The following is a 24,396-nucleotide window of genomic DNA, read 5'->3' as shown; positions in this document are numbered from 1 at the left end:
GTGCCAATGCATGCCGTAAAAAAAATCCATCCCATTGATTAAAAAGGATTTTTTATAAAAAAATTCACATGGCATGATTTTCGCTGTGTACCTCACAAAGCCCTATTCCACAGAGCGGCGACTCTGGGCAGATAACAACCCCATCAATGTGACAGGTACTTTATATGCGGGACATGACTATGGTGACCAATGCCCATAAGGCAAACGGCGCAGGAAGCATCCCCCTTGGTATACCAACGCAAGACCAGGAGCTCGCCGTGCGAGTTCGGCTGACGCAGGCCTTGCAAATGAGCCTGGACCCGACGGAAATAATTTCGCTTTTTTTCCACCAAATACAACCACTGGTGCAAATATCCGGGGTGATTTTCAAATCCTCCACCACCAAAGACGACTCCCGAGTTGGACGGGAATCGCTGCATCATTGTGACTATCGCCTCACTACCGATGAGGGCTATTTAGGTGAGGTCATTTTTAGTCGCAGCAAACGATTTATTGAAACTGAGCTTATAAAAATCGAACAGCTACTCAGCGCATTGGTTTACCCACTACGCAATGCAGTTCGCTACCAAACAGCGATGCGCCTGGCGCTACTTGATCCATTAACTCTGGTAGGAAATCGCGCAGCCTTAAACAACAATTTAAAACGCGAACTGCAGCTTGCTAATCGTCAGCAACAGCAACTTTCATTATTAATGATAGACGTCGATCACTTTAAAAAAATCAACGATGATTACGGGCATCACCGCGGCGATTTAATTCTGTGTGAGATTGCGAAAACCATCCAATCTGTGTGCCGTAGCACCGATAGTATTTTTCGTTATGGCGGCGAAGAATTCGTTGTGCTGCTGAGTAATACCAATGCAATTGGTGCAGAAATAATTGCCGAGCGTATTCGCGAACGTATTTCAGAAACAGAAATCCTTCACAATACTATGGCTATAAACACGACAGTCAGTATTGGAGTAGCAACGCACAATGGCGATCAGAATGAAGGCATAGAGGAGCTATTTGAGCGTGCAGATAAAGCACTTTACAGCGCCAAGCAATCAGGCAGAAACTGCACCATCAATAGCACGGCGAATGCACAAGCTCGATAATCAGTTACGCTGAGTGGACCATGCCCCATAAAAAACCGCGCAAATTTGCGCGGTTTTTTTATGCTTGACTCCTCACTATACAACTGGAGGACGCTTACGCGGCGGAGCTTTCACCCTGCGTGGTGCAGCAGAAGCAGACCGTAACTTTTTGTCATGACGCTCACGCTGTGCCTGCTCATCGCGAGTGGGCACTTTCATGCGAGTATAGGTAGAACTGTCGAATCCTGCCGTCATGCATAAATCTTCAATTTCGCGGTCAGTTAAATCAATCCACTGCCCTACTCGCACATGAGAAGGAATAAAAATATTGGCGTAGCGAACACGTTTCAAACGACTCACTTTAACGCCCTGCGACTCCCACAAACGCCGCACTTCGCGATTACGCCCTTCCATTACCACACAGTAGAACCAGCGATTTTTACCTTCACCTGCACCGTCAACTATATCGGTGAAGCGCGCAATGCCGTCATCCAGCACTACACCTCGCAAAAGTACCTGACGCATCTCATCGGTAACCTCGCCCTGAATCCGCACAAGATATTCACGGTCAATCACCGATGATGGATGCATTAATTTATTAGCCAATTCACCGTCATTGGTAAACAGCAATAAACCACTGGTGTTAAAGTCGAGTCGCCCTACTGAAATCCACCGCTCACCTTTCAATGGTGGCAGATGGTCATAGACGGTAGGACGACCCTCTGGATCGGAGCGGGAGCAAATTTCGCCCTCAGGTTTGTTATATAAAATTACCCGGCGACGAGTTAATTCGCTACGCAACACTACGCGCTGGCCGTTCACAAAAATTTTATCTTGTGCGCTGACTCTATCACCTAACTTGGCAATGCGATCATTAACCTTGACTTGCCCCTGCTCTATCGCTCGCTCCATTTCACGGCGCGAGCCGATGCCGGCACGAGCCAGTACTTTCTGCAATTTTTCATCTGTAGGGCTGCTGACGACAGGAGCTTGTGGCTCTGCGGCAAAAGCAGTTTTAGTGCGCGCAGTAGATGCGGGTTTCTGGGTAGATTTACCTGCGGGCTTTTCAGAATCCTGATGCTTTTTAGCGCTGGGACCACTGGCTTTTTTAAAGCCATATGATTTTTCTGCCGGTGTATTTTTTCCGCCAGCCATGGATTTGGTCTTGGACGTTTTAGCGGCAACTACTGGCTTCACAGCCTTGGTAGGTTTTTCAGGTTTATCTGGGTTGATTTTCTTCACCATAATTCATGGGTCACTTGATTAGTGACCAGTTTCCTCATTATTGGCTGGCGTCGATAATTGTGAAGCATCAATAGCTGCATACTCCTCAATCTCAACAAAAGCCTCTTCACCATCTACAAAGCCATCTTCATAGAGTGCTGTTTTGGTATCCACCGGCTCAGCTTCCAGCTCATCCAATGTCGCAATTGGCTGATCATCAGGAATCGGGGCATCAGTATCTTTTTCGCCTAAGCCTGCCTCGCCCAAATCTAACACTGGATTTAACTCATCCAAATCACGGATTTCACTGAGTGACGGCAACTCATCCAGGCTTTTTAAATTAAAGTAATCCAAAAATTGACGGGTAGTGGCATAAAGTGATGGACGGCCGGGTACATCGCGATGACCAATCACTTTTACCCAGTCGCGCTCTAGCAAGGTTTTCATGATATGAGAGCTAACAGCAACACCGCGAATCTCTTCAATGTCACCGCGAGTGATCGGTTGGCGATAAGCAATTAACGACAAGGTTTCGAGTAGCGCGCGTGAATACTTCTGCGGTTTTTCTTCCCACAGGCGATTAACCCAAGGAGCTAAATCATCGCGCACTTGAAAGCGCCACCCCGAAGCAACTTCCTTTAATTCAAAACCGCGCCCTTCGCAGGTAGCCTGTATATCCAGCAGTGCAGCATGTATTTCATCTTTGGTCGGCGCCACTTCTGCATCAAACAAATCCAGCATGCGCACAAGTGTCATAGGCTGGCCTGCCGCCAAAATGGCACCTTCGATAACCTGACGCAAACGCCCGGCATCAACCGGCATTTGGGTTACAGGAACCGTCGCCAACTCCTCAGCAAGAGTATCATCAGCAATTAAGTCAGCTGCTTCTGGGGCACCCAACTCATCATCGAATTCTTCAGTGATTATTGTTTCGGTCATTGTGTTCTGGCTTTTACATGAATAGGAGCAAAGGATTCGCTTTGGACAATCTCGACGAGCGATTCCTTAATCAATTCCATTACGGCAAGGAAAGTTACCACCACGCCCAAGCGCCCTTCTTCGGCTTTGAACAAACTGACAAAAGGCACAAAATGTTGATGGGCAAGAGTATCCAACACCTGCGCCATGCGCTCACGGGTGGACAATCGCTCTTTGGACACATGGTGACTTTCAAACATATCAGCGCGTCGCAATACCTCTGACAGTGCCAACAACAGCTCTTGCAATTCCACATCTGGATCAAGACGGGTCAAACTGCGATCGGGCCCCGCAACCGTTACCGGGAAAACATCGCGCGAAACACGCGGAAGCTTATCTATGTCCTCAGCCGCTTGCTTGAAACGCTCATACTCTTGCAGGCGACGAATTAAAGAGGCACGCGGATCCTCTTCCTCTTCATGCTCTTCACTGGAGCGAGGTAACAACATACGCGACTTGATCTCGGCCAACATAGCCGCCATCACCAAGTATTCGGCTGCCAACTCAAATTGATGAGACTCCATGAGATTGACATAGGCCATGTACTGGGAAGTAATCTCAGAGACATTAATTTCAAGAATATCAATATTTTGCCGGCGAATCAGATAGAGCAGCAAATCCAGCGGGCCTTCAAATGCCTCAAGAAACACTTCAAGTGCATCTGGCGGAATATACAAATCCTGCGGCAACTGGGTGTAGGCTTTGCCGTGAACCATAGCAAACGGCATTTCGCCTTGCTGTGGAGCTTTCACCTGAGCGGCTGCCGCGTCAGGTGAAAGGGATTCAGCCGTTGAGCGATCAGATTCAGAAATATTAGCCGCAGCAACCTGCGCCGAATCTGTTGCAGAGTCCGGATTTGCTAGCGATACAGGCTCAATAATTTCAGTCACTCAGCAAACTCATTAGTCAAATAGGCACAGGGCACCGCAGCGGGTAACCATATTCAGGACGGGCATTATAGCGACTTAAGCGGGCGCCGGACAGCAACCCGAAAAAGCATTAATTATCCATAAAAATCAATTAGTTGGAATCAAACGGCGCAAAGTCGCCCTTGCCCTGACGCACCAACTCTGGCACATCCTGAGTGAGATCAATTACCGTGGTAGGCTCTAAACCACAATAACCACCATCAATAACCAATTCGACAAAATGCTCAAGCGTGTCGCGAATATCATATGGGTCGGTCATTGGAAACTCTTCGCCCGGCAAGAGTAAGCTGCTGGTCATCAAAGGCTCACCCAGCTCTTCGAGCAATGCCAAAGCAATTGCATTATCCGGCACCCGCAACCCTATGGTTTTGCGTTTGGGATGCATCAAACGGCGCGGCACATCAGCTGTCGCCTCAAGAATGAACGTATAGGCACCAGGTGTGTGGTTTTTCAGTAGACGAAACACCTGATTGTCGACTCGTGCATAGGTTGCAAGCTCGGAAAGATCGCGACACATCAAGGTAAAATTGTGATTTTTATCAAGCTTACGCAAGGTGCGAATACGCTCCAAGGCATCTTTATCGCCGATATGACAGCCGAGCGCGTAAGCGGAATCCGTTGGATAAGCTACCACCCCACCCTTACGGATGATATCCGCTGCCTGCACAATTAAACGGTGCTGGGGGTTATCTGGGTGAATCTGAAAAAATTGCGCCATGATGGACACTCCTTACGGCTTCGCCCGATTGCAGACAGCATCAAGCAAAAAGGTGGTAAAACCCGCAGGGCTTACCCATTAATATTGTTATAGCCCAATAATTCCCATACAGGTTTGGCTTGGGGCGGTAAGCGACCAAAGCCCCCCAAATCCTGCCAAGGCTGATCGGGGATATGAAAATCCGAACCACAAGATGCGTATAGATTACGGCTGGCAGCAATGCGCAATAAATCCTCAGTCATTGCCACAGGTTGCAGACCACTAATAACCTCAATGGCATCGCCCCCCGCGGCCACAAAAGAATCGACCAGCGCGCACATTTTCGTGCGCGTCAGTTCGTATTTTGCCGGGTGCGCCAGTACCGCTACTCCACCCGCATCGTGAATCCACTTGATAACCTGATCCATTAAGGGCCACTGATATTTCACATCAGCCGGTTTACCTGCACCCAGATACTTTTTGAAGGCGGCGTTGATATTCTTCACTGCACCACATGCCACCAGATACTGGGCAAAATGCGGTCGCCCCACACTTACCCCACCGGCCAGCGCGTGGGCTCCCGCCAGAGCATCAGGGAAGCCTGCTTTTGCCAGGCGCTCCGCGATGGCAATTGATCGAGCCTCACGTGCACTTTCCTGCTGTGTGACGGCCTCGGTTAACACCGCAGAGTTAATATCCACTCCCAAGCCAACAATATGAACACCACCGCGCCCCCATTGACTTGAAAACTCTATGCCCGGAATTATTTGGATCCCTGCTTCCTGTGCGGCTTTTTGTGCAATCCGAACGCCAGCTATGGTATCGTGATCCGTAATGGCAAGCACAGAAACACCGCGCTCTTGCGCACGCGCAATCAAGGCTTCAGGGCTTAGCATACCGTCAGAAAAATGCGTATGACTATGCAGATCAAAAATCACTCAGATACCATTTATAGAAGAGATCAACAGGATTGATCATGACTGACAACAATGCGGAAAAATCATCCACCATGTTAGCTGATAAACCCCCTCTGGAAACGACAAATCCCCAACCAAAGCAAAAAAAAGAAAGCTTTTTTGCTAACTTGTTAATGAACATCGTTATTCCAACGCTAATACTGACCAAACTCAGTGACGCGGAATATCTTGGCCCAACCTGGGCACTGATCATTGCACTCGCCTTTCCACTCAGCTACGGATTACGGGATTTTGTTGCCAACAAAAAAATCAACGTATTTTCAGCACTTGGCATTGTGAGCGTGCTATTAACCGGCGGCCTCAGTTTATTGCAACTCGACCCTGAATATTTTGCGATCAAAGAGGCAGCCATCCCCGGCATTCTTGGCATAGTTACACTCATCTCTATTAAAACTCGCTACCCATTGGTAAAAGTATTTATCTACAACGATAAAGTCCTAAAAATACAAAAGGTAGATAGCGCACTCGAGCAACATCAAACCAAAAAGCATTTTGAGCGAACACTAAGCAATGCCTCACTGATGATCGCCGCATCGTTTTTTTTATCGTCGATTTTAAATTATGTTCTGGCAAAAATAATTTTGGTTAGCCAACCGGGCACCGCTGAATTTAATGCAGAACTGGGTAAAATGACGGCACTAAGCTACCCTGTGATTGCATTGCCAATGTTAATTATTATGATGGGCACTCTTTTTTATGTATTTCGCAGTATTCGCCTGCTAACCCATCTTACACTTGAAGATGTTATTAATGACGGTTCCAACGAATAATAACAACGCGTAGCATTAAATCTTCATACACTTCAACATCAGGAATCCAAGGCAACTTTTTAAAAGCTTGCAGGAAAATTATTAGAGATTGCATTATGTATTACGCCATCATTAGTGAAGATATAGCCAACAGCCTCGACAAACGAAAAGTAGCTCGCCCCGCGCACCTTGCACGCTTACAGCAACTTACTGACGAGGGACGTCTATTGATTGCCGGCCCACATCCAGCCATCGACAATGACAACCCCGGTGATGCAGGATTCACCGGCAGCCTCGTTGTAGCGGAATTTAATTCCCTGCAAGATGCACAGGCTTGGGCCAATGAAGACCCTTATGTCGCAGCAGGAATTTACGCTAGCGTTATAGTCAAACCTTTCAAGAAAGTGCTGCCTTAATTTTCAAATTTCAAGATTGGAGTCAACGTGAAACATTTAACTATTCTGGGCGCCGGACTTTCGCTCTTAGCCTTACCATTTATAAGTATTCCCGTATTCGCTGTTGAAAAATATGTATCCGATGTTATCTATGTACCAGTGCGGAGTGATAAAAATCCTCAAGCCGGAATCTTGCAACAAGGTGTTCCCAGCGGCACCAAACTAAACTTTCTGCACGAAGAAATAGGTGCGGATAATAGCCTCTGGTCACTTGTAGTAACGCCAGAAGGCACTGAGGGCTGGATCCGCAGTCAGAACATCAGTGACAAACCAACTGCAGCGTTAAAATTAGCAGCCCTCTCAGATTCCTCCCGCAACCTTCTCAGCTTGCAAACTGAAAACACCGAACTCAAAACCCAGCTAGAGAAGTTGCAGCAAGAGCATCAGCAATTACTCAACGACACCGAAGATATGCGCCAAGCTGCGACCACAGCACTAAACCTGGAAGAAGAACATCAACGCATGCTGACCGAAAATCAACTTTTGCAAACACATGCAGATGTATTAAAAGCAGAGAATGAAAAATTAAAAGATGCCGATCGTTTTAATCATTGGTTGTATGGTGGCGGGCTGATTATTGGCGGCGTGCTGCTTTCGTTTATTTTGCAGGGGCTTGGCCGTCGCAAACGCAAATCAGAATGGCGATAAGGTGATAAAAATTATGACCGACAAACTCACAACACTTTTTGCAAGTTTAGTATTGCTACTTTCAGCAAACACATTTGCAGATAATAATCTTGTTGCCATGAAAACAGACTTAGGTACTTTTGTAATTGAAGTCTACCCCAAGTCAGCACCAGAGACAGTGAAAAACTTTTTACACTATGTCGACAGTAAATTTTACGAAGGGACAATTTTTCACAGAGTGGTACCTGGCTTTGTTGTGCAAGGTGGAGGAATGACTTTTGACTTTACCGAAAAACCAACTGCGAAACCTGTAATCAACGAATCAATGAATGGCCTGCCAAATGATTATCGCAGTGTAGCCATGGCCCGGCAATCCGATCCCGATAGCGCTACGGCGCAGTTTTATATCAACCTCAAAAATAACTCCGGCCTCAATGCCACAGAAACCAAACCCGGTTATACCGTTTTTGGGAAAGTAGTTGCGGGAATGGAAGTTATCGAAAAAATTTCACAAGAGCCGCTGGGCATGTTTAAAGCTTACCCGGAAGCGCCGAACTATGCAGTACGAGTGCTGAGTGCAACAAGGATAAATTCAGCTGAAGCACAATCCATAATTGAAAAACAACGCGCAACCAAACCGTCAAGCATTAAAGATGCAGTGGTACCAGTTGATGAATAACAGTAACAACACCGCACTCAGTGTAAACCTGAACAAGATTGCACTGATCCGAAATTCCCGCCCCGGCAATTATCCTAATGTCGCCGCTCACGGCAAGACCTGTATTGATGCCGGCGCCGATGGAATTACTGTTCATCCAAGACCCGACCAACGTCACATTAGACCTCACGATGTTTATGAACTCAGTGAATTAGTAAAAATTTATCACGCAGTTGAATTTAACATCGAGGGCAACCCTTACGCTGAGTCAATCGGAAACTTTCCGGGGTTTATAAAATTAGTCTGCGATGTAGTACCCGATCAATGCACACTTGTACCTGACACAAATCATCAACTTACGTCAGATCATGGCTTTGACTTAAAAGTAGCGGGGAAAAAATTAAAGCCATTGATCAAAGAATTAAAGGATTTAGGCATTCGTGTATGTTTATTCATGGATCCGGATATTGATCAAATAAGCCTAGCCAAAGAGATTGGCGCTGATCGTATCGAGCTATACACAGGCCCCTACGCTGAAGCATTCAAAACATCTGGCCCGTCATTTGATCAACTATTCCAACGCTACCTGGCTGCAGCACGTCATGCTCAAGCAATTGATATTGGCATCAATGCCGGACATGACTTAAATCTCGATAACCTCGCGCACTTTCGCCAAATCCCTGCTTTGCTCGAGGTGTCAATCGGTCATGCATTGACGGTTGATGCCATAGCAATGGGCCTTCCCGCAGCCGTAAAAGCCTACAAAACAATTTGTACCAGCAATTAACTCACAAGAATTCCAGCATGAACAACGCCCGCGAAGATAGCCAAGCCTATCTACAAAAAAAACGTTTCTTTGACTCGCTCATGACTGTATACGGGCGCAAAACCGTACTTGAAGCTCTGCAAGACTCATCGACATACATTTATCGATTGCACTTGGCGAAAAGTAACAAATCAGCAGAAATTCTGGATGAGATCATTACGCTTGCCCAACACAAGGGCGCTGAAATTATTTATCACGAACGGCAAACCCTATCGCGTATATCCAAAAATGCAACACAAGACCAAGGTGTTGCAGCTGATCTACAGCTTCGCGGTTATCAGCACTATGACGATTTTTTGCGCGAGAACAGCAAAAAAAACTACACATTGCTTGCACTCGATGGCGTTAACAACCCGCAAAATCTTGGCATGATAATTCGCTCAGCCAGCGCAGGAAATATTGATGGAATTTTACTTCCACAAAAAGGCAATGCTCAAATCGACCCACTGGTAATCAAGGCAAGCGCAGGAACCGTTTTTCGCGCACCGCTTCTTCGCTGCAAAGATCTCACTGAAGCGTTACTAGATTTCAAAAAAGAGGGAGCGTTAGTCTGCGCACTTTCATCGTATGCGGCCACAGAACTAAAAAAGTTTACACCTAACGCCCCCTGTATTTATGTATTGGGGAACGAAACAGAAGGAGTATCCCCGGCAGTTCAGCAGCTGTGCAATGAAAACGTGAAAATCCCAATGAATAACGGGGTTGAGTCCCTCAACGTTGCCGTAACTGCAGCACTAATTGCATTTCGATAAACCAACAGCTCAAAACAAAAAAGAGGAGCCGGAGCTCCTCTTTTTTCACTCAAGATTACAGCTTATAGCCATCTTCTTCATGTAACGCCAAGTCGAGCCCCAAGGTTTCATCCTCTTTGCTCACACGCAAACCAGAAGTGAATAGACCCGTCAGCTTCAGCAGTATATAAGTTACAACAGCGGTATAAACAAAGGTTACAACCACCCCAAGGAATTGAATACCTAACTGCTCCCCCATAGAGTTGATCCCCGCAGCAAATCCCTGACCGCTAAATACACCCAGTTCAGTTGAAGCAAATACGCCAGCAAGAATGGTCCCTAAAATGCCACCCACACCGTGCACAGGAAAAACATCCAAAGAATCATCGATTTTCCACACACGCTTGACCAACTGGGTCATATAAAAACAAACAACACCAGCACTCAAGCCGATTATTAACGCACCACCAGGGCCGACATAACCAGAGGCAGGGGTAATAGTACCGAGACCAGCAACCATACCCGTCACAATACCCAAAGCACTTGGTTTTCTAAAACGCATCCACTCAACCGCCATCCAAGACAACGCACCAGCTGCTGCAGAAATATGGGTCACCAACATAGCCATAGCAGCATTCCCATCAGCAGCCAAGGCGCTACCCGCATTAAAGCCAAACCAACCAACCCACAGCATGCCTGCACCAGTAACAGTCATTGTCATGTTATGAGGTGGCATAGCTGTGCTAGGGAAACCATTACGCTTACCTACAACAATCGCAGCCACTAACGCAGCAACACCCGCAGTAATGTGCACAACAGTGCCACCGGCGAAATCAAGAAGCCCCTTCTGGAATAACCAGCCAGAGCCAGCCCATACCCAGTGACACACCGGAATGTAAACAGCGAACAACCATAATCCAGAAAACAAAAGCATGGAGGAAAACTTAACACGCTCAGCAAAAGCACCAACAATCAAAGCAGGTGTAATTATTGCGAAAGTCATTTGAAACATTGCATGTAAACTAAGAGGGATTCCACTCGTAACCGCCCCCTCTGTTACACCATCAAAAAACACCATACTTAAATCACCAATCCAGGCGTTACCCTCACCAAACGCAAGACTATAGCCAGCAATTAGCCACAACAGAGAAACCATGCATGCAATAGCAAAACATTGCATAAGCACAGAAAGTATATTTTTTACACGAACCAAACCACCATAAAACAGCGCCAAACCGGGTAGCGTCATAAATAAAACAAGCGCCGTGGAAGTAAGAATCCAGGCGGTATTGGCTTGATTAATAGCATCCTCAGCAAATGCCCCTGGCGAGGCCAAGACCGCCAAACCAGCGGCAAAAATTAATGGAAGAGCGGAATCTAGTTTTTTCATACTTACCCCATAATGATTATTGTCAGACATCAATTAAAAGCGACAACATGAGCTGCAATGTAAACGCTTCATAATGAGACAGTTAGTACACTTTTTGCGTATTACCTGTCACGTAGCACAACCCAATAACCGCCAAATGCACAACCAAAGAGCACCAATTAATGGATTTTCACCTAAACGTCAAAGGTTCTGCGCAAAAGCAAAAAACGATCCATAATTTAAATTTATAATTATTTCAAATAGATATAAATTAAAGGTGCACGCAAACAAAACTTAAAAGCACCACCAACGAACACACAAAAATATTATGGCTCGATATTGGTGCAAAACAAACAAACCAATAAAGAGATCAAAAAAGATAAGATACAATCGCGCACACAAAATTTAGCCAAGACCTAAAATATGGAACTATTGATTCTTATCTTTCTGATACCCCTAGCACTTGCATTCGGGCTTTCAAAACTTGTTATTTACTGGTTTGGACGCCGACTCTTAGACATTCCCAACACTCGCAGCTCCCACACCATCCCAACACCTCGTGGCGGAGGTATCGCCATAGCCTTAGCAACACTCATTGCAGCTTTAACCGCACACTTCATGGGGCTAATTAATCACACAACACTCCACTTACTTGCCCCCGGATTGCTAATGGCAATTGTTGGGATAACCGACGACCTTATAACTCTCAACATTCGAATACGACTCTTCGCACAAACCCTAACAGCCTGCGTCATCACCCTTATAACCCTCGACGACACCTTATTTTCCGCACCCATCTTCGTATTACTGGGAATAGCATCAGTCATTGGCATTGTTTGGCTAACAAATTTGTACAACTTTATGGATGGAATTAACGGACTGGCAGGACTGCAAGCAATCTTTGTTTGTAGTAGCGTAAGCCTTCTTTTTTACTTGCAAGGCACATACAACGAAATCATCCTCTTGATGCTTATTATTAGTAGCGCAAACTTGGGATTTTTATACTGGAATTTCCCCAAAGCCAAACTCTTTATGGGTGATGTAGGGAGCCTTTTTATCGGCATTACATTGGCAACACTCATCGTTTGGACTGCACAAGATAACCTTTTAACAATCTGTTATTGGTTAATTATTTTGGCTGCTTTTATTGCAGATGCTAGCTATACAATATTCATACGCGCAACAACTGGACAGAAATTCTACCTACCGCATCGATCCCATTTTTATCAGAAAATAGCAATGAAACTAAGCTCTCACACCAAAGCAACACTACTTATCATGGCATTCAATTTAATCTGGCTCCTGCCACTAGCGCTTGTCGTTCTTTTCGGACATATCAATGCCTTTGCAGGAATCTGTTTGGCATACCTACCAGCCATATATGCCGCGCACAAAGTAAGAGCAGGAAAAGCCGAAGAATAAAGCAGGAAGCAGGAAGCAGGAAGCAGGAAGCAGGAAGCAGGAAGCAGGAAGCAGGAAGCAGGAAGCAGGAAGCAGGAAGCAGGAAGCAGGAAGCAGGAAGCAGGAAGCAGGAAGCAGGAAGCAGGAGATTATCGCAATCTTCCGTCAATATAAAAGATTAATTAAACCAAACCCAAATTCGACGAAAAACTATCTATTAATGCTCTCGTTAACGCGATCACGCATTTCTTTGCCAGGCTTGAAATGAGGGACATACTTCCCCTCAAGCACAACAGTCTCACCAGTTTTAGGATTACGACCTGTTCTAGGGGCTCGATAATGGAGCGAAAAACTGCCAAAACCACGGATTTCGATGCGCTCGCCCGATGCCAGAATATCTGACATGTAATCAAGCAATAACTTTACCGACATTTCAACATCTTTGATGGTCAACTGATTTTGCTTTTCGGTAATGTATTCAATCAATTCTGACTTTGTCATAACCTGCTCTCTGTTATTGGCCAACGTTCAAGCAACACAACCAATCATAGCTGAGCCTGAGCTCATGTAAACCACCAACAAAAAATAATGGCCAGCAATGCTGGCCATTATTCACAAGCAAAAATTATTCTTTGCTTTGCATTTGCGCTTTGATCAGATCACCCAAGGTAGTTGGAGAAGCTTGATCAGATTGCTTGCTTGAAAGCTCTTTCATAGCAGTCTTTTCTTCTTCAACATCTTTAGACTTCACCGACAAGCTGATGCTACGATTTTTGCGATCTACAGCAATAATCTTGGCTTCAACTTCGTCACCCACTTTGAGCAGGTTACGCGCATCTTCCACTTTCTCGCGGCTCAATTCAGAAGCTTTAAGAACAGCTTCAACGTCATCTGCCAAGGTGATTACTGCAGCTTTGGCTTCAACTTCTTTAACGGTACCTTTAACAACAGCACCCTTATCATTTACAGAAACGTATTCTGAGAATGGGTCAGTTTCAAGTTGTTTGATACCCAAAGAAATGCGCTCGCGCTCTGGATCGATGGCCAATACCACGGTTTCCAGCTCATCGCCTTTCTTGTACTTGCGAACAGCTTCTTCACCAGCTTCATGCCAGGAGATATCCGACAAGTGAACCAAACCATCAATACCGCCATCCAAACCGATGAAGATGCCGAAGTCAGTGATTGACTTGATCTTGCCGCTGATCTTGTCGCCTTTGGCGCAAGTACGAGCAAATGCATCCCATGGATTCTCTTGGCATTGTTTCAGACCGAGAGAGATACGACGACGCTCTTCGTCGATATCCAATACCATAACTTCGATTTCGTCGCCCAATTGAACAACTTTTGAAGGATGAATGTTCTTGTTAGTCCAGTCCATTTCTGAAACGTGGATCAAACCTTCAACACCCTCTTCCAACTCTGCGAAGCAACCGTAATCAGTCAAATTGGTTACTTTTGCTTTCACACGAGCGCCTTCAGGGTAACGCTTGGTGATTTGTATCCACGGATCTTCACCCAATTGCTTCAGGCCGAGCGATACACGGTTACGCTCACGATCAAACTTCAATACTTTAACGTCGATTTCATCACCAACGTTTACGATCTCACCTGGATGCTTGATACGCTTCCACGCCATATCGGTGATGTGCAACAGACCATCAACACCGCCCAAATCAACGAATGCGCCGTAGTCGGTAAGGTTTTTAACGATACCTTTAACAGCTTGACCTTCTTGTAATGTAGCAAGCAGCTCGTCACGCTCAACAGAATTAGCTTGCTCCAACACCGCACGGCGAGAAACAACTACGTTGTTGCGCTTTTGATCGAGTTTGATAACTTTGAATTCCAGCTCTTTGCCTTCGAGATGGGTAGTTTCGCGTACAGGGCGAACATCCACCAATGAACCGGGAAGGAAGGCACGAATACCGGCAACATCAACAGTGAAACCACCCTTAACCTTACCGTTGATAACACCTTTAATAACTTCTTCAGCAACATGAGCCGCTTCAAGAATTTTCCACGCTTCAGCGCGTTTAGCTTTTTCGCGTGAAAGCTTGGTTTCACCGAAACCATCTTCAACACTTTCCAGCGCTACTTGTACTTCGTCACCGATCTGGAGATTCAACTCACCCAGCTCGTTACGGAATTGTTCTGCGGGGATAACACCTTCAGACTTCAGGCCTGCGTGTACGGTAACCCAATCTTTGTCGATATCGATTACTACACCGGTAACGATGGTGCCTGGCACCATATCAACGGTCTTTAAACTCTCTTCAAATAATTCAGCAAAACTTTCGTTCATACTCATCGTATTACCTATGGATTTAGAGGTACAGACGTTAACAACACGCCCTACCTTTTCCGCACGGCCAGTCACGCGGGTCAGTTAAAGTAAAGTGAAAGTCCCCTCAGGCTGGGCTTGACAACCTTCACTGCTGCTAAGAAAAACTATGGATGATCAAAATCAACAAACCGTAAATTTAGCAGGTGCAAGAGCCTAGCAGAATGCGCTTTATATATCAACAGCTTAGGAAGGACAGAGCCAGCAAAAGGTTGTTGGCACGGAATAAACGAGGGAACTGGCAAATAGTTTGCAATACAGCAGTAGGCTCAGTTATGCCTCTGCTGCATGCAAAAAAACACATCGAGGTAATTATTTTTTATAACGATCAGACAAGAAAGCTTTGAATTTGGTGCCAACTTCAATATGGCGTTCACCGTAGATAACATTTGCTGCTAAATAACCCAGCTTGGTTCCACAATCATGGCTGCGGCCAATCAATTGATAAGCCTCAACTGTTTCAAGTTCCAGCAAGGTATCCAGTGCATCGGTAAGTTGAATTTCTCCGCCTGCACCCGGCATAGTCTTAGCCAACAAATCCCATACGGTTCGAGAAAGCACATAGCGACCAACAATTGCCATATTCGAGGGAGCATCATCAACGGGGGGCTTTTCAACCATTGCACGTATTGCAGCCGTCTTTCCGGCAGGAATATCCACACCAGAACAATCAACCACGCCGTATTTATCTACCTGATCATGAGGAACCTGCTCAACCAAAATCTGGCTAAATCCAGTCTCCTGAAAACGACGGGTCATGCCGGCAAGGTTATCTTGTTTTAGGTTGCACTCCGCATTATCAACAAGTACGTCAGGTAAAAGCACAGCAAACGGCTCATCACCAACCACGGATTTAGCGCAAAGTATGGCATGCCCCAAGCCTTTAGCTTCTGCCTGGCGAACAGATATAACAGTTAATCCTGGTGGCGTTATAGAACGAACCTCGGCCAACAATGAGCGCTTAAGGCGCGCTTCCAGTTGAGCCTCCAACTCAAAGCTGGTGTCAAAATGGTTTTCAATTGCATTTTTACTTGCATGCGTTACCAGTACAATCTCTTTAATCCCAGCAGCGGCTGCCTCTTCAATTACATACTGTATGAGGGGTTTGTCTACCACCGGCAACATTTCCTTAGGAATTGCCTTGGTTGCAGGCAGCATTCGCGTACCAAGACCCGCAACAGGAATAACCGCTTTTTTTACTTGCATAGAATTATCCTTGAAAAGTGTATTTTTAACTGTTGAGTAAATTAAGTATTTCTGTTGTTTTTTTCTGGAGAAGACTTTTATCGGAGCGGCTTTCCAGATTCAGGCGCACTACCGGCTCAGTATTTGACATGCGTAAGTTAAATCGCCAGTTATCAAACTCAAGACTAATACCATCTGTCCTATCAACATGACGGACCTCTTCCTTATAATGCTCATAAACATTTTCAATTGCTTTTTGAGGGTTTTTCACGCTGCGATTTATTTCGCCCGGCGACGGAAATTTTTCAATTCTAGCCCTAAGCATATGAGACAAAGGTTGCTCCTTGCGTGATATAAGTTCACAAACCAACAACCAAGGAATCATCCCGCTATCGCAATAGAAAAAATCTTTGAAATAATGATGCGCACTCATCTCGCCACCATAAATGGCATCTTCTGAGCGCATGCGCTCTTTAATAAAAGCATGTCCCGTTTTTGATTGAATAGCATGCCCTGAGTTTTGTTTCGCAATATCTTGAGTGTTCCAGGTTAAGCGAGGATCATGGATAATCTTGGCACCCGGATGCTTAGTTAAAAAAGCCTCTGCAAGCAGCCCGACGATATAGTACCCCTCAGTAAACACCCCCTTTTCATCAAATAAAAAACAACGATCAAAATCACCATCCCACGCAATACCCATATCCGCCTTATGAGCAATTACAGCCTCAGCGGTAGAGGCTCGATTCTCCACCAGCAACGGATTAGGAATTCCATTCGGAAACGTTCCGTCTGCTTCGTGATTAATTTTAATGAATTCGAAAGGTAGGAATTCTTCCAAAGCATCAATCACATGCCCAGCAACACCGTTACCTGCATTCACCACCAAACGCAGGGGCTTTAATTGCGAAGCATCAACATACCCAAGAAGATGTCGCACGTAATCATCCAAAACACTGGCGTGACACAAAGTACCACGCACAACAGAATCAGAAGACGCAAAACTATTTTCTTCCGCGAGACGCTGGATCTTATTGAGACCAGTATCCCCACTGATAGGTATTGAGTTTTCTCGAACCAACTTCATCCCGTTGTAATCAATGGGATTATGGCTGGCGGTAACTTCTATTCCGCCATCAACCTGTAAATGACTAGTCGCGAAATAGACCTCTTCTGTACCCGTCATACCCAGGTCGATAACATCCACACCTTCGTCGCGTAAACCATTACTCAATGCAACTTTCAATGCAGAGCTGGTACGCCTAACATCACCACCAACAACCACCGAGCGCGGCTTTAAAAACTGTGCGTAAGCACGACCTATGCGATAGACGATGTCTTCATTGAGCTCATCACCCAGTTTTCCGCGGATATCATAAGCTTTGAAACAAGTTAGGGGCATTCTGAATCTCACTTAAATAGAATATTTCAGGAGCCCACTGCTTGTGTTTTGAAAATACTTTTATACAAACTAACTCTTCAAGGAGCTGTCATTAATTTAATAGCGCATTCTTACTGTTTGTTGACACAAGATCAACCAATTAAAGGTCCCGCCCAATAACTGCCAGCATCTTGACGAAAACCTGATCAATCGTCATTGATGTACTGTCAATCACAATAGCATCAACAGCAGGTCGAAGTGGTGACACGGTGCGATTGGAATCGCGCTCGTCACGCTCTTTGATATCTTTGATCAACGAGTCCATATCGACAGATTCCCCTTTGGCAATCAACTGCTGGTAGCGGCGCTCTGCCCTAGCCTCCGCACTAGCAGTGAGAAAAATCTTTGCTTGTGCCTTAGGAAAGACCGTTGTTCCCATATCTCTGCCATCAGCTATCAACCCGGGAAGAGTTGCAAACTCCCGCTGGCGCTCAAGTAATGCAGAACGCACGGCAGGATATGCAGCAATTTGGGAGGCGCACATGCTTACAGATTCTTGGCGAATCGCAGCGGTAACATCTAAACCTGCTAACAAAATACGAGTGCCATGACTATCAACTTGAAATACAACATCAAGCGTTGAGGCTATTTGTGCGATTTGTTGCTCATCATTTAAATCAGCATCACTATTCAGCGCAGCAAGAGCAACGAGCCGATAAAGAGCACCGCTGTCCAACAGGTGGTAGCCGGTATGCGCAGCCAACATTTGACTCAGGGTCCCTTTTCCCGCACCGCTCGGACCATCAATAGTAATTACAACCGGTAAAGATGCACTCATTAGAAAGCCTGTAATAGTGAATACGAACAATTAAGTATTATGTAGTGTTTGAATGATTGATCGACAGGTGGCAACCGGATCGACGGACTGGGTAATGGGCCGACCAATAACCAAATAGCTGCTTCCGGAAGCGATAGCTGCTGAGGGAGTTAAGGTTCTGCGCTGATCATCAGCAGGTGAAGATTCCAAACGAATACCGGGAGTTACCAAGCAAAAATCTGAACCAAAATTGGCACGCATTAGGCTGGATTCCTGTGCGGAGCAAACCACACCATCAAGACCACAACGCTGAGTCAGCTTTGCAAGCCTCATTACATGCTCTTCTGGTGAGCTGTTGATTCCAATTCCGGTCAAGTCACTGGCGTCCATGCTGGTCAAAACAGTCACAGCAATCAGTAAAGGACGCTTACCCGGACCCTGCTCCAGAATTTCACGCGCCGCCATCATCATTCGCTCGCCACCTGATGCATGAACATTCACCATCCACACACCCAATCCAGCCGCAGCCTTCACCGCTTTTGCAGTCGTATTGGGGATATCGTGAAATTTAAGATCAAGAAACACCTCAAATCCAAGCGACATTAACTGCTCAATGATGTGAGGGCCACAAGCTGTGAATAGCTCCTTGCCAACCTTTAAACGGCAATCCCCTGGCGATAGTCGCTTAGCCATAGCAATGCACTGTTCGGCATTATCAAAATCCATCGCAACTACAATTCTTGGACCGAAAACGAACATTTATAAACCTCGTCGACAATAAAAAGCCCAGCATGAAAGCTGGGCTCCTATTAAAACAAAAAATACCGCAAACTTCATCGGTTACCCCGTAATACAGGGAACAAGCTGAGTTTATATACGGATATTTTCACGATTTTGCATCAAGGTTGCTTCACCTATACCTTTTACCTCTAATAACTGGTCAACACTTTTAAAATCGCCATTCGCTGTACGCCAAGCCACAATAGCCTCTGCTTTTTTAACACCTATACCCTTCAGCTTGGTCAGTTCAAGCACATCAGCGGTATTTATATTAATAACACCTTGCTTAGCAACAACTTCAGCTTTGGCAGTTGGAGAAGGAGTAGATGCAGACTCAACAGCAACTGCAAATGTGGAAGCCAACCCCAAGATCAAAACCGACAGAAAAGACACAATGTATTTCATGAAAACTCCTTTTAACGTTAATTGTCATACCACATCACAACTGATGCGTGCAGCTAAGATAAATAATTAAAAGCTTACTGAACAGCAGATATCAACCAAGAATGATGTGAGACATTGCCGACAAAATTATAAAAGCGGAACTTAATCGCAAAAAAAGCCCCACCAGGTGGGGCTTTTCATCGACCGCGATCGGATTCCACTTAAAACATTATCTACCGATTAATGATTTTAAATCCGCCGCCCCCCAATGAGGGAAGTGTTTGCGAATTAATGCATTCAATTCGATTTCAAATTCACTGTAGGATTCTGTGGCCTGCGCTGTAGCAGTCAACTGCTCAACAACCATACCTGCCCCAACAGTGATATTTGTTAAGCGATCAATAACAATAAAAGCACCTGTCGCTCGGTTATTGCTGTATTTATCGGCAACAACAGGCTGGGTTAGCACCAGATCAACAACTGCAATATCATTGAGCTGCAACTGCTCAATATGTGAATGCTCCTGCGTATTCACATCAATTCGATAATCGATGGACTCAATAACACCACTCACGATTTTGCTCGCAAATTTAAACAGGTATTCTGAGTTTGCCTGCGCAGTTTTTTCTGCCATCCAAACAATATGTGCTTTAAGATGGTTTGACTGAGGTACCAAATCCTTAGCCAACACCAACATATCACCCCGACTTACATCAACCTCAGTCGTGAGTGTCAATGTTACAGCCTGACCAGTAAATGCTTCCTGTAACTCACCATCATAGGTCACAATAGATTTTACATAGCTTGTTTTGCCTGAGGGCAACACACGAATTTCATCGCCAACTTTGACAACACCAGAGGCAACATTGCCACAAAAGCCGCGAAAATCCAGATTGGGGCGGTTAACATACTGCACAGGAAAACGGAAATCTGAATAATTTTTATCACCGGCAATCGGTACCGTTTCAAAAATTTCCATCAATGTCTGCCCTTGGTACCAAGGGGCTCTTTCGGAGCGATTAACTACGTTATCGCCATCCAATGCAGAGATAGGCACAAACATGACATTGCTCATACCCAACTTGGCTGAGAAATCAAAATAATCCTGCTTAATTTTTTCAAACACAGCCTGATCAAAATTCATTAAATCCATTTTGTTCACGGCAACAACAATGTGCTTGATGCCAAGTAATGAAGCGATGTAACTGTGACGACGAGTTTGCGTAACCACTCCATAACGTGCATCAATCAAAATAATAGCAAGATCACAAGTGGACGCCCCCGTTGCCATGTTGCGCGTGTATTGTTCATGACCAGGCGTATCGGCAATGATAAATTTACGTTTGGCAGTGGAAAAATAGCGATAAGCCACATCAATAGTAATGCCCTGCTCGCGCTCGGCTTGCAAACCATCAACTAGTAACGCCAAGTCGATTTTTTCGCCAGTGGTCCCATGCTTCACACTATCAGAGCGTATAGCTTCTAGTTGATCTTCGTAAATCATTTTTGAGTCGTGGAGCAAGCGACCAATCAGTGTACTTTTACCATCATCAACGCTACCGCACGTAAGAAAGCGCAGTAATTCTTTTTGTTCATGTTGAGCAAGATAAGCATTAATATCTTGTGCAATCAGGTCAGACTGATGACTCATAGGAATCTCTTTCGTATCAGTAAAATTCAGTAATTCAGAAAGTTTTCATGCGATATGGATGACACGCAGATTAAAAATAACCTTCCTGCTTTTTCTTTTCCATCGACCCCGAACTATCGTGATCAATTACTCGCCCCTGACGCTCAGAGGTTGTTGTTAACAGCATCTCTTGAATAATTTCCGGCAAGGTGGTTGCCTCTGACTCAACAGCACCTGTTAAGGGGTAGCAACCCAATGTGCGGAAACGTACCATCTTTTCCTCAACCTTATCATCCGGGCCAATCGGCATACGGTCGTCATCAACCATGATCAATGTACCATCGCGCTCAACTACTGGGCGCTTTGCGGCAAAGTACAAAGGCACAATCGGGATATTCTCCAAATGAATGTATTGCCAAATATCCAATTCAGTCCAATTTGATAAAGGGAACACACGGATACTTTCACCTTTATCTACACGGCCGTTATAAATATTCCACAACTCTGGGCGCTGATTTTTGGGATCCCAGCGATGATTTTTATCGCGGAACGAATACACGCGCTCTTTAGCACGGGACTTTTCTTCATCGCGCCGGGCACCACCAAAAGCGGCGTCAAAACCGTATTTGTTTAGCGCTTGTTTTAAGCCTTGGGTTTTCATCACATCAGTATGCTTGGCGCTACCGTGAGTAAAGGGGCCAACTCCCATATCAACACCTTCTTGATTGATGTGGACAATCAAGTCCCAGCCCAACTCCTTGATACGCTGATCGCGAAACTCAATCATTTCGCGGAATTTCCAAGTGGTATCCACATGTAGCATGGGGAATGGAGGCTTGCCAGGGAAGAATGCCTTCATCGTTAGGTGCATCATCACCGCGGAATCTTTACCCACGGAATACAGCATAACCGGCTTATCAAATTCAGCAGCCACTTCGCGGATGATATGAATACTTTCAGCTTCAAGCTGCTTGAGGTGAGTCAAGTTGTAGTTTGACATTCAATAGTTACCAGAGTGAGTTCAGCGTTGGCAATCAAACGAGTGTTTGAAAAACAGCAGCGATTATATAGAGCCGAAACGCAAGATTTAATGACTAATTGTTTCTAAGGTTATTCCTGATAGTTTGGGAGCAGCAAACTAGTCCTTTTTAGTTGGCGCCTGACGCTGAGCAAGCATCAAAGTAAATTCATCACGAGCCTCTTTGGCGCGACTAAATACTTTCAGTAAATAATCACTATCCTCATGCTCAATACTACTGCGCAACCGAGAGAGGTTGTCGATAAACAAATCCATTGATTGCAAAATCGCCGTTTTATTCGCGCGCATAATATCGTGCCACATAACCGGATCACTGGAGGCAATCCGGGTGAAGTCGCGAAAACCGCCTGCGGCATAACGAAAGATATTGGGGTTATGAATATCCTGTGCCAAGGTGTCAACCAATGAGTAAGCGATTACATGAGGGAGATGACTAGTCGCGCCCAAAACCTCATCATGCTCTTCCACCGACATGGTTAATACTTCTGCCCCCACGGCTTGCCACATAGCAGATACCAAGGCCAAATCCTGAGCATTGGTATTTGCAAACGGCGTGAGAATAACTCGGTGATTCTCATAAAGATTAGGGTTTGCGGCGGTAACACCACTTTTTTCAGAGCCAGCAATGGGATGCCCCAGAACAAACTGGGAAGGCAAAACGCCAAAGACTTGCTCAGCTGCGCGCTGGACGCTTCCTTTGACACTGGCACCATCGGTAATGGTTACCTCAGGTGATATAAATTCCTTGATCTCTTGCAATACTGTAGTAACGGATAAAGTAGGTACCGAGATAAAAATAATATCGCCTGCCCCCAACTCACCGGCTATATCACCCAATGACATATAGGCTCGATCAACAACGCCGCATGCAACTGCTTGACTACAAGTGTCAGCCTTGCGAGCTATACCAATAACTTCTGTACAAGCACCGCGTTGCTTTAAACCGGCCGCAAGGCTACCGCCAATTAAACCGATACCAACAACAACAAATTTATTGATCAGAGGCTGTGACATAACGAATTACAAAACCGCTTTAGGATATGAGCCAAGCAACTTCAAATCAGCGCAGCGGCTGGCAACGTCTTTCATCACATCGCTAATAAGCGGCTCATCAACATGACCTACAAAATCAATAAAAAAGACATAAGTCCATGCGCCAGTACGCGATGGCCGGGTCTCTACGCGAGTCAGATCGATGTTGTGACGGTGAAATGGCTCCAACAAGTTATGCAGTGCGCCAGGCTCATTGCGCATAGCAACCACTATGGAGGTTTTATCTACACCACTCTGCGGTACAGATTGCTTGCCGATAATAAGGAAACGCGTCGAGTTATCGGGCTGATCCTCAATTTTTTCCGCAATCATTTTCAGGCCATATAACTCAGCCGCCATAGAGCCAGCAATAGCAGCAGCGTTCCATTCACCCTTCAGGCGTTTTGCGGCCTCGGCATTACTATTAACGGCAATACGTTCCGCTTTTGGATAGTGTGCATCCAACCACTTGCGGCATTGCGCTAATGATTGTGAATGGGAATAGATCCTGGAAATACTATTGGTATTGGTAACGTCAGACACCATTAAGTTGTGATGAATACGCAACTCTACCTCACCACAAATTTTCAGGTTAGAACCCATAAAATTATCAAGGGTGTGATTAACTACGCCTTCGGTCGAATTTTCTACAGGCACAACACCATAGTTGACTGCACCTGCTTCCACTTCACGAAATACTTCATCAATCGCGGAAAAAGGCATCGCCACTGCTGAATGGCCAAAATGTTTTAACGCTGCCTGCTGGGTGAATGTGCCCTCAGGCCCCAAATATGCAACTTTGATTGGGTTTTCCAGTGCCAAACAGGCAGACATAATTTCACGGAACAAACGAGCCATTTCTTCATTACTTAGCGGCCCGTTATTGCGCTCCATTGCCTTGCGTAACACCTGTGCTTCACGCTCCGGGCGATAAAAAAGAATATCCGCATCTGCAGGAAGACTGGCCTTTTTAACATCAGCAACTTCCTGCGCGCACTCTGCGCGCGCAGAAATAAGGCGACCTATTTCTTCATCGATGGCATCAATCTTGATGCGCAACGCGGATAATTTTTCAGCTTCGGTTTGTTCGATTGACATAGTTAAATTCGC

Annotated in this window: 25 protein-coding genes; 8 read left to right on the top strand and 17 right to left on the bottom strand. The window is 45.5% G+C overall.

Annotated features, from left to right (window positions below; genetic code table 11):
• Nucleotides 1-164 precede the first annotated feature (164 nt).
• On the top strand, nucleotides 165-1,097 hold the full coding sequence (locus D0B88_RS12695) for a GGDEF domain-containing protein (protein WP_225318356.1): 933 nt from the start codon (nucleotides 165-167) through the stop codon (nucleotides 1,095-1,097).
• A 75-nt stretch (nucleotides 1,098-1,172) separates the two neighbouring features.
• On the opposite strand, the gene rluB is transcribed toward D0B88_RS12695, so the two are convergent.
• The 5 genes from rluB to D0B88_RS12670 all read right to left on the bottom strand — a co-directional run bounded on the left by rluB (nucleotide 1,173) and on the right by D0B88_RS12670 (nucleotide 5,842).
• Nucleotides 1,173-2,033 (bottom strand): 23S rRNA pseudouridine(2605) synthase RluB, encoded by an 861-nt coding sequence (gene rluB / locus D0B88_RS12690; RefSeq protein ID WP_050977026.1) that lies wholly within the window; start codon nucleotides 2,031-2,033, stop codon nucleotides 1,173-1,175.
• A 306-nt stretch (nucleotides 2,034-2,339) separates the two neighbouring features.
• Nucleotides 2,340-3,239 (bottom strand): SMC-Scp complex subunit ScpB, encoded by a 900-nt coding sequence (gene scpB / locus D0B88_RS12685; protein WP_151057586.1) that lies wholly within the window; start codon nucleotides 3,237-3,239, stop codon nucleotides 2,340-2,342.
• Nucleotides 3,236-4,168 carry a ScpA family protein gene (locus tag D0B88_RS12680; protein ID WP_007641008.1) on the bottom strand — a complete coding sequence of 311 codons (933 nt, stop codon included), beginning with the start codon at nucleotides 4,166-4,168 and terminating at the stop codon, nucleotides 3,236-3,238. Before D0B88_RS12680 ends, scpB begins: the two co-directional genes overlap by 4 nt.
• A 130-nt stretch (nucleotides 4,169-4,298) precedes the next feature.
• Entirely contained in the window at nucleotides 4,299-4,925 is a 627-nt protein-coding gene (locus D0B88_RS12675) for an L-threonylcarbamoyladenylate synthase (protein WP_040391684.1), read from the bottom strand.
• A gap of 71 nt (nucleotides 4,926-4,996) precedes the next feature.
• Nucleotides 4,997-5,842: a PHP domain-containing protein gene (locus tag D0B88_RS12670; protein WP_151057584.1), complete on the bottom strand. Its 846-nt coding sequence runs from the start codon at nucleotides 5,840-5,842 to the stop codon at nucleotides 4,997-4,999.
• Nucleotides 5,843-5,880: 38 nt separating this feature from the next.
• Between D0B88_RS12670 and D0B88_RS12665 the strand changes: the two genes are divergently transcribed.
• The 6 genes from D0B88_RS12665 (at nucleotide 5,881) to rlmB (ending at nucleotide 9,948) form a co-directional block, all read left to right on the top strand.
• Entirely contained in the window at nucleotides 5,881-6,651 is a 771-nt protein-coding gene (locus tag D0B88_RS12665) for a VC0807 family protein (RefSeq protein WP_007640995.1), read from the top strand.
• A 95-nt stretch (nucleotides 6,652-6,746) separates the two neighbouring features.
• The gene (locus D0B88_RS12660; RefSeq protein ID WP_007640994.1) at nucleotides 6,747-7,046 is read left to right on the top strand and encodes a YciI family protein; all 300 of its coding nucleotides are present in this window, start codon (nucleotides 6,747-6,749) and stop codon (nucleotides 7,044-7,046) included.
• Between the two features lie 27 nt (nucleotides 7,047-7,073).
• Complete coding sequence (locus D0B88_RS12655) at nucleotides 7,074-7,733, top strand: TIGR04211 family SH3 domain-containing protein (RefSeq protein WP_225318355.1); 660 nt, start codon at nucleotides 7,074-7,076, stop codon at nucleotides 7,731-7,733.
• 13 nt (nucleotides 7,734-7,746) lie between these two features.
• Entirely contained in the window at nucleotides 7,747-8,391 is a 645-nt protein-coding gene (locus D0B88_RS12650; RefSeq protein ID WP_040391681.1) for a peptidylprolyl isomerase, read from the top strand.
• The gene (locus D0B88_RS12645) at nucleotides 8,384-9,157 is read left to right on the top strand and encodes a pyridoxine 5'-phosphate synthase (RefSeq protein ID WP_007640989.1); all 774 of its coding nucleotides are present in this window, start codon (nucleotides 8,384-8,386) and stop codon (nucleotides 9,155-9,157) included. The genes D0B88_RS12650 and D0B88_RS12645 overlap by 8 nt, the downstream gene beginning before the upstream one ends.
• 17 nt (nucleotides 9,158-9,174) lie before the next feature.
• Nucleotides 9,175-9,948, top strand: coding sequence for a 23S rRNA (guanosine(2251)-2'-O)-methyltransferase RlmB (gene rlmB, locus D0B88_RS12640; RefSeq protein WP_151057582.1), 774 nt, complete (start codon nucleotides 9,175-9,177; stop codon nucleotides 9,946-9,948).
• Nucleotides 9,949-10,003: 55 nt separating this feature from the next.
• On the opposite strand, the gene D0B88_RS12635 is transcribed toward rlmB, so the two are convergent.
• Nucleotides 10,004-11,317, bottom strand: a complete 1,314-nt coding sequence (locus D0B88_RS12635; RefSeq protein WP_151057580.1) for an ammonium transporter — start codon at nucleotides 11,315-11,317, stop codon at nucleotides 10,004-10,006.
• 402 nt (nucleotides 11,318-11,719) lie between these two features.
• Between D0B88_RS12635 and D0B88_RS12630 the strand changes: the two genes are divergently transcribed.
• Complete coding sequence (locus D0B88_RS12630; protein WP_151057578.1) at nucleotides 11,720-12,718, top strand: glycosyltransferase family 4 protein; 999 nt, start codon at nucleotides 11,720-11,722, stop codon at nucleotides 12,716-12,718.
• Between the two features lie 189 nt (nucleotides 12,719-12,907).
• Here the strand turns inward: D0B88_RS12630 and ihfB are convergent, their stop codons facing one another.
• The 11 genes from ihfB to pheA form a co-directional block, all read right to left on the bottom strand.
• Nucleotides 12,908-13,198, bottom strand: coding sequence for an integration host factor subunit beta (ihfB, locus tag D0B88_RS12625; RefSeq protein ID WP_007640967.1), 291 nt, complete (start codon nucleotides 13,196-13,198; stop codon nucleotides 12,908-12,910).
• Between the two features lie 124 nt (nucleotides 13,199-13,322).
• Nucleotides 13,323-15,002: a 30S ribosomal protein S1 gene (gene rpsA / locus D0B88_RS12620; protein ID WP_151059428.1), complete on the bottom strand. Its 1,680-nt coding sequence runs from the start codon at nucleotides 15,000-15,002 to the stop codon at nucleotides 13,323-13,325.
• Nucleotides 15,003-15,353: 351 nt separating this feature from the next.
• Nucleotides 15,354-16,247, bottom strand: a complete 894-nt coding sequence (gene galU / locus D0B88_RS12615; RefSeq protein WP_007640965.1) for a UTP--glucose-1-phosphate uridylyltransferase GalU — start codon at nucleotides 16,245-16,247, stop codon at nucleotides 15,354-15,356.
• Nucleotides 16,248-16,272: 25 nt separating this feature from the next.
• Nucleotides 16,273-17,625, bottom strand: coding sequence for a phosphomannomutase CpsG (locus D0B88_RS12610; protein ID WP_151057576.1), 1,353 nt, complete (start codon nucleotides 17,623-17,625; stop codon nucleotides 16,273-16,275).
• Between the two features lie 139 nt (nucleotides 17,626-17,764).
• Nucleotides 17,765-18,442, bottom strand: coding sequence for a (d)CMP kinase (gene cmk, locus D0B88_RS12605; RefSeq protein ID WP_191966427.1), 678 nt, complete (start codon nucleotides 18,440-18,442; stop codon nucleotides 17,765-17,767).
• A 30-nt stretch (nucleotides 18,443-18,472) separates the two neighbouring features.
• Nucleotides 18,473-19,180: an orotidine-5'-phosphate decarboxylase gene (pyrF, locus tag D0B88_RS12600; protein ID WP_151057574.1), complete on the bottom strand. Its 708-nt coding sequence runs from the start codon at nucleotides 19,178-19,180 to the stop codon at nucleotides 18,473-18,475.
• A gap of 111 nt (nucleotides 19,181-19,291) precedes the next feature.
• Nucleotides 19,292-19,606: a helix-hairpin-helix domain-containing protein gene (locus tag D0B88_RS19230; RefSeq protein WP_151057573.1), complete on the bottom strand. Its 315-nt coding sequence runs from the start codon at nucleotides 19,604-19,606 to the stop codon at nucleotides 19,292-19,294.
• Between the two features lie 208 nt (nucleotides 19,607-19,814).
• Nucleotides 19,815-21,236 (bottom strand): sulfate adenylyltransferase subunit CysN, encoded by a 1,422-nt coding sequence (gene cysN / locus D0B88_RS12590; RefSeq protein WP_007640956.1) that lies wholly within the window; start codon nucleotides 21,234-21,236, stop codon nucleotides 19,815-19,817.
• A 70-nt stretch (nucleotides 21,237-21,306) separates the two neighbouring features.
• Nucleotides 21,307-22,215 (bottom strand): sulfate adenylyltransferase subunit CysD, encoded by a 909-nt coding sequence (cysD, locus tag D0B88_RS12585; protein ID WP_007640954.1) that lies wholly within the window; start codon nucleotides 22,213-22,215, stop codon nucleotides 21,307-21,309.
• Nucleotides 22,216-22,353: 138 nt separating this feature from the next.
• Nucleotides 22,354-23,268 (bottom strand): prephenate dehydrogenase/arogenate dehydrogenase family protein, encoded by a 915-nt coding sequence (locus D0B88_RS12580; RefSeq protein ID WP_151057571.1) that lies wholly within the window; start codon nucleotides 23,266-23,268, stop codon nucleotides 22,354-22,356.
• A gap of 6 nt (nucleotides 23,269-23,274) precedes the next feature.
• A complete protein-coding gene (pheA, locus tag D0B88_RS12575; RefSeq protein ID WP_151057569.1) occupies nucleotides 23,275-24,384 on the bottom strand; it encodes a prephenate dehydratase in 1,110 nt (369 codons plus the stop codon).
• Nucleotides 24,385-24,396: the final 12 nt, after the last annotated feature.

The organism is Cellvibrio sp. KY-YJ-3 (assembly GCF_008806955.1).
In the GTDB taxonomy this organism is placed as follows: Bacteria; Pseudomonadota; Gammaproteobacteria; order Pseudomonadales; family Cellvibrionaceae; genus Cellvibrio.
Note: the sequence above shows the minus strand (reverse complement) of the source record. Positions and strands in the feature narration are given on the sequence as shown.

Bases quoted from the DNA above. Each gene is read 5' to 3' on its own strand.
- D0B88_RS12695 (WP_225318356.1), top strand. From the start codon at position 165: ATGCGGGACATGACTATGGTGACCAATGCCCATAAGGCAAACGGCGCA.
- scpB (WP_151057586.1), bottom strand. From the start codon at position 3,239: ATGACCGAAACAATAATCACTGAAGAATTCGATGATGAGTTGGGTGCC.
- D0B88_RS12675 (WP_040391684.1), bottom strand. From the start codon at position 4,925: ATGGCGCAATTTTTTCAGATTCACCCAGATAACCCCCAGCACCGTTTA.
- D0B88_RS12665 (WP_007640995.1), top strand. From the start codon at position 5,881: ATGACTGACAACAATGCGGAAAAATCATCCACCATGTTAGCTGATAAA.
- D0B88_RS12660 (WP_007640994.1), top strand. From the start codon at position 6,747: ATGTATTACGCCATCATTAGTGAAGATATAGCCAACAGCCTCGACAAA.
- D0B88_RS12650 (WP_040391681.1), top strand. From the start codon at position 7,747: ATGACCGACAAACTCACAACACTTTTTGCAAGTTTAGTATTGCTACTT.
- D0B88_RS12645 (WP_007640989.1), top strand. From the start codon at position 8,384: ATGAATAACAGTAACAACACCGCACTCAGTGTAAACCTGAACAAGATT.
- rlmB (WP_151057582.1), top strand. From the start codon at position 9,175: ATGAACAACGCCCGCGAAGATAGCCAAGCCTATCTACAAAAAAAACGT.
- D0B88_RS12635 (WP_151057580.1), bottom strand. From the start codon at position 11,317: ATGAAAAAACTAGATTCCGCTCTTCCATTAATTTTTGCCGCTGGTTTG.
- D0B88_RS12630 (WP_151057578.1), top strand. From the start codon at position 11,720: ATGGAACTATTGATTCTTATCTTTCTGATACCCCTAGCACTTGCATTC.
- ihfB (WP_007640967.1), bottom strand. From the start codon at position 13,198: ATGACAAAGTCAGAATTGATTGAATACATTACCGAAAAGCAAAATCAG.
- rpsA (WP_151059428.1), bottom strand. From the start codon at position 15,002: ATGAACGAAAGTTTTGCTGAATTATTTGAAGAGAGTTTAAAGACCGTT.
- galU (WP_007640965.1), bottom strand. From the start codon at position 16,247: ATGCAAGTAAAAAAAGCGGTTATTCCTGTTGCGGGTCTTGGTACGCGA.
- D0B88_RS12610 (WP_151057576.1), bottom strand. From the start codon at position 17,625: ATGCCCCTAACTTGTTTCAAAGCTTATGATATCCGCGGAAAACTGGGT.
- cmk (WP_191966427.1), bottom strand. From the start codon at position 18,442: ATGAGTGCATCTTTACCGGTTGTAATTACTATTGATGGTCCGAGCGGT.
- pyrF (WP_151057574.1), bottom strand. From the start codon at position 19,180: ATGTTCGTTTTCGGTCCAAGAATTGTAGTTGCGATGGATTTTGATAAT.
- D0B88_RS19230 (WP_151057573.1), bottom strand. From the start codon at position 19,606: ATGAAATACATTGTGTCTTTTCTGTCGGTTTTGATCTTGGGGTTGGCT.
- cysN (WP_007640956.1), bottom strand. From the start codon at position 21,236: ATGAGTCATCAGTCTGACCTGATTGCACAAGATATTAATGCTTATCTT.
- cysD (WP_007640954.1), bottom strand. From the start codon at position 22,215: ATGTCAAACTACAACTTGACTCACCTCAAGCAGCTTGAAGCTGAAAGT.
- D0B88_RS12580 (WP_151057571.1), bottom strand. From the start codon at position 23,268: ATGTCACAGCCTCTGATCAATAAATTTGTTGTTGTTGGTATCGGTTTA.
- pheA (WP_151057569.1), bottom strand. From the start codon at position 24,384: ATGTCAATCGAACAAACCGAAGCTGAAAAATTATCCGCGTTGCGCATC.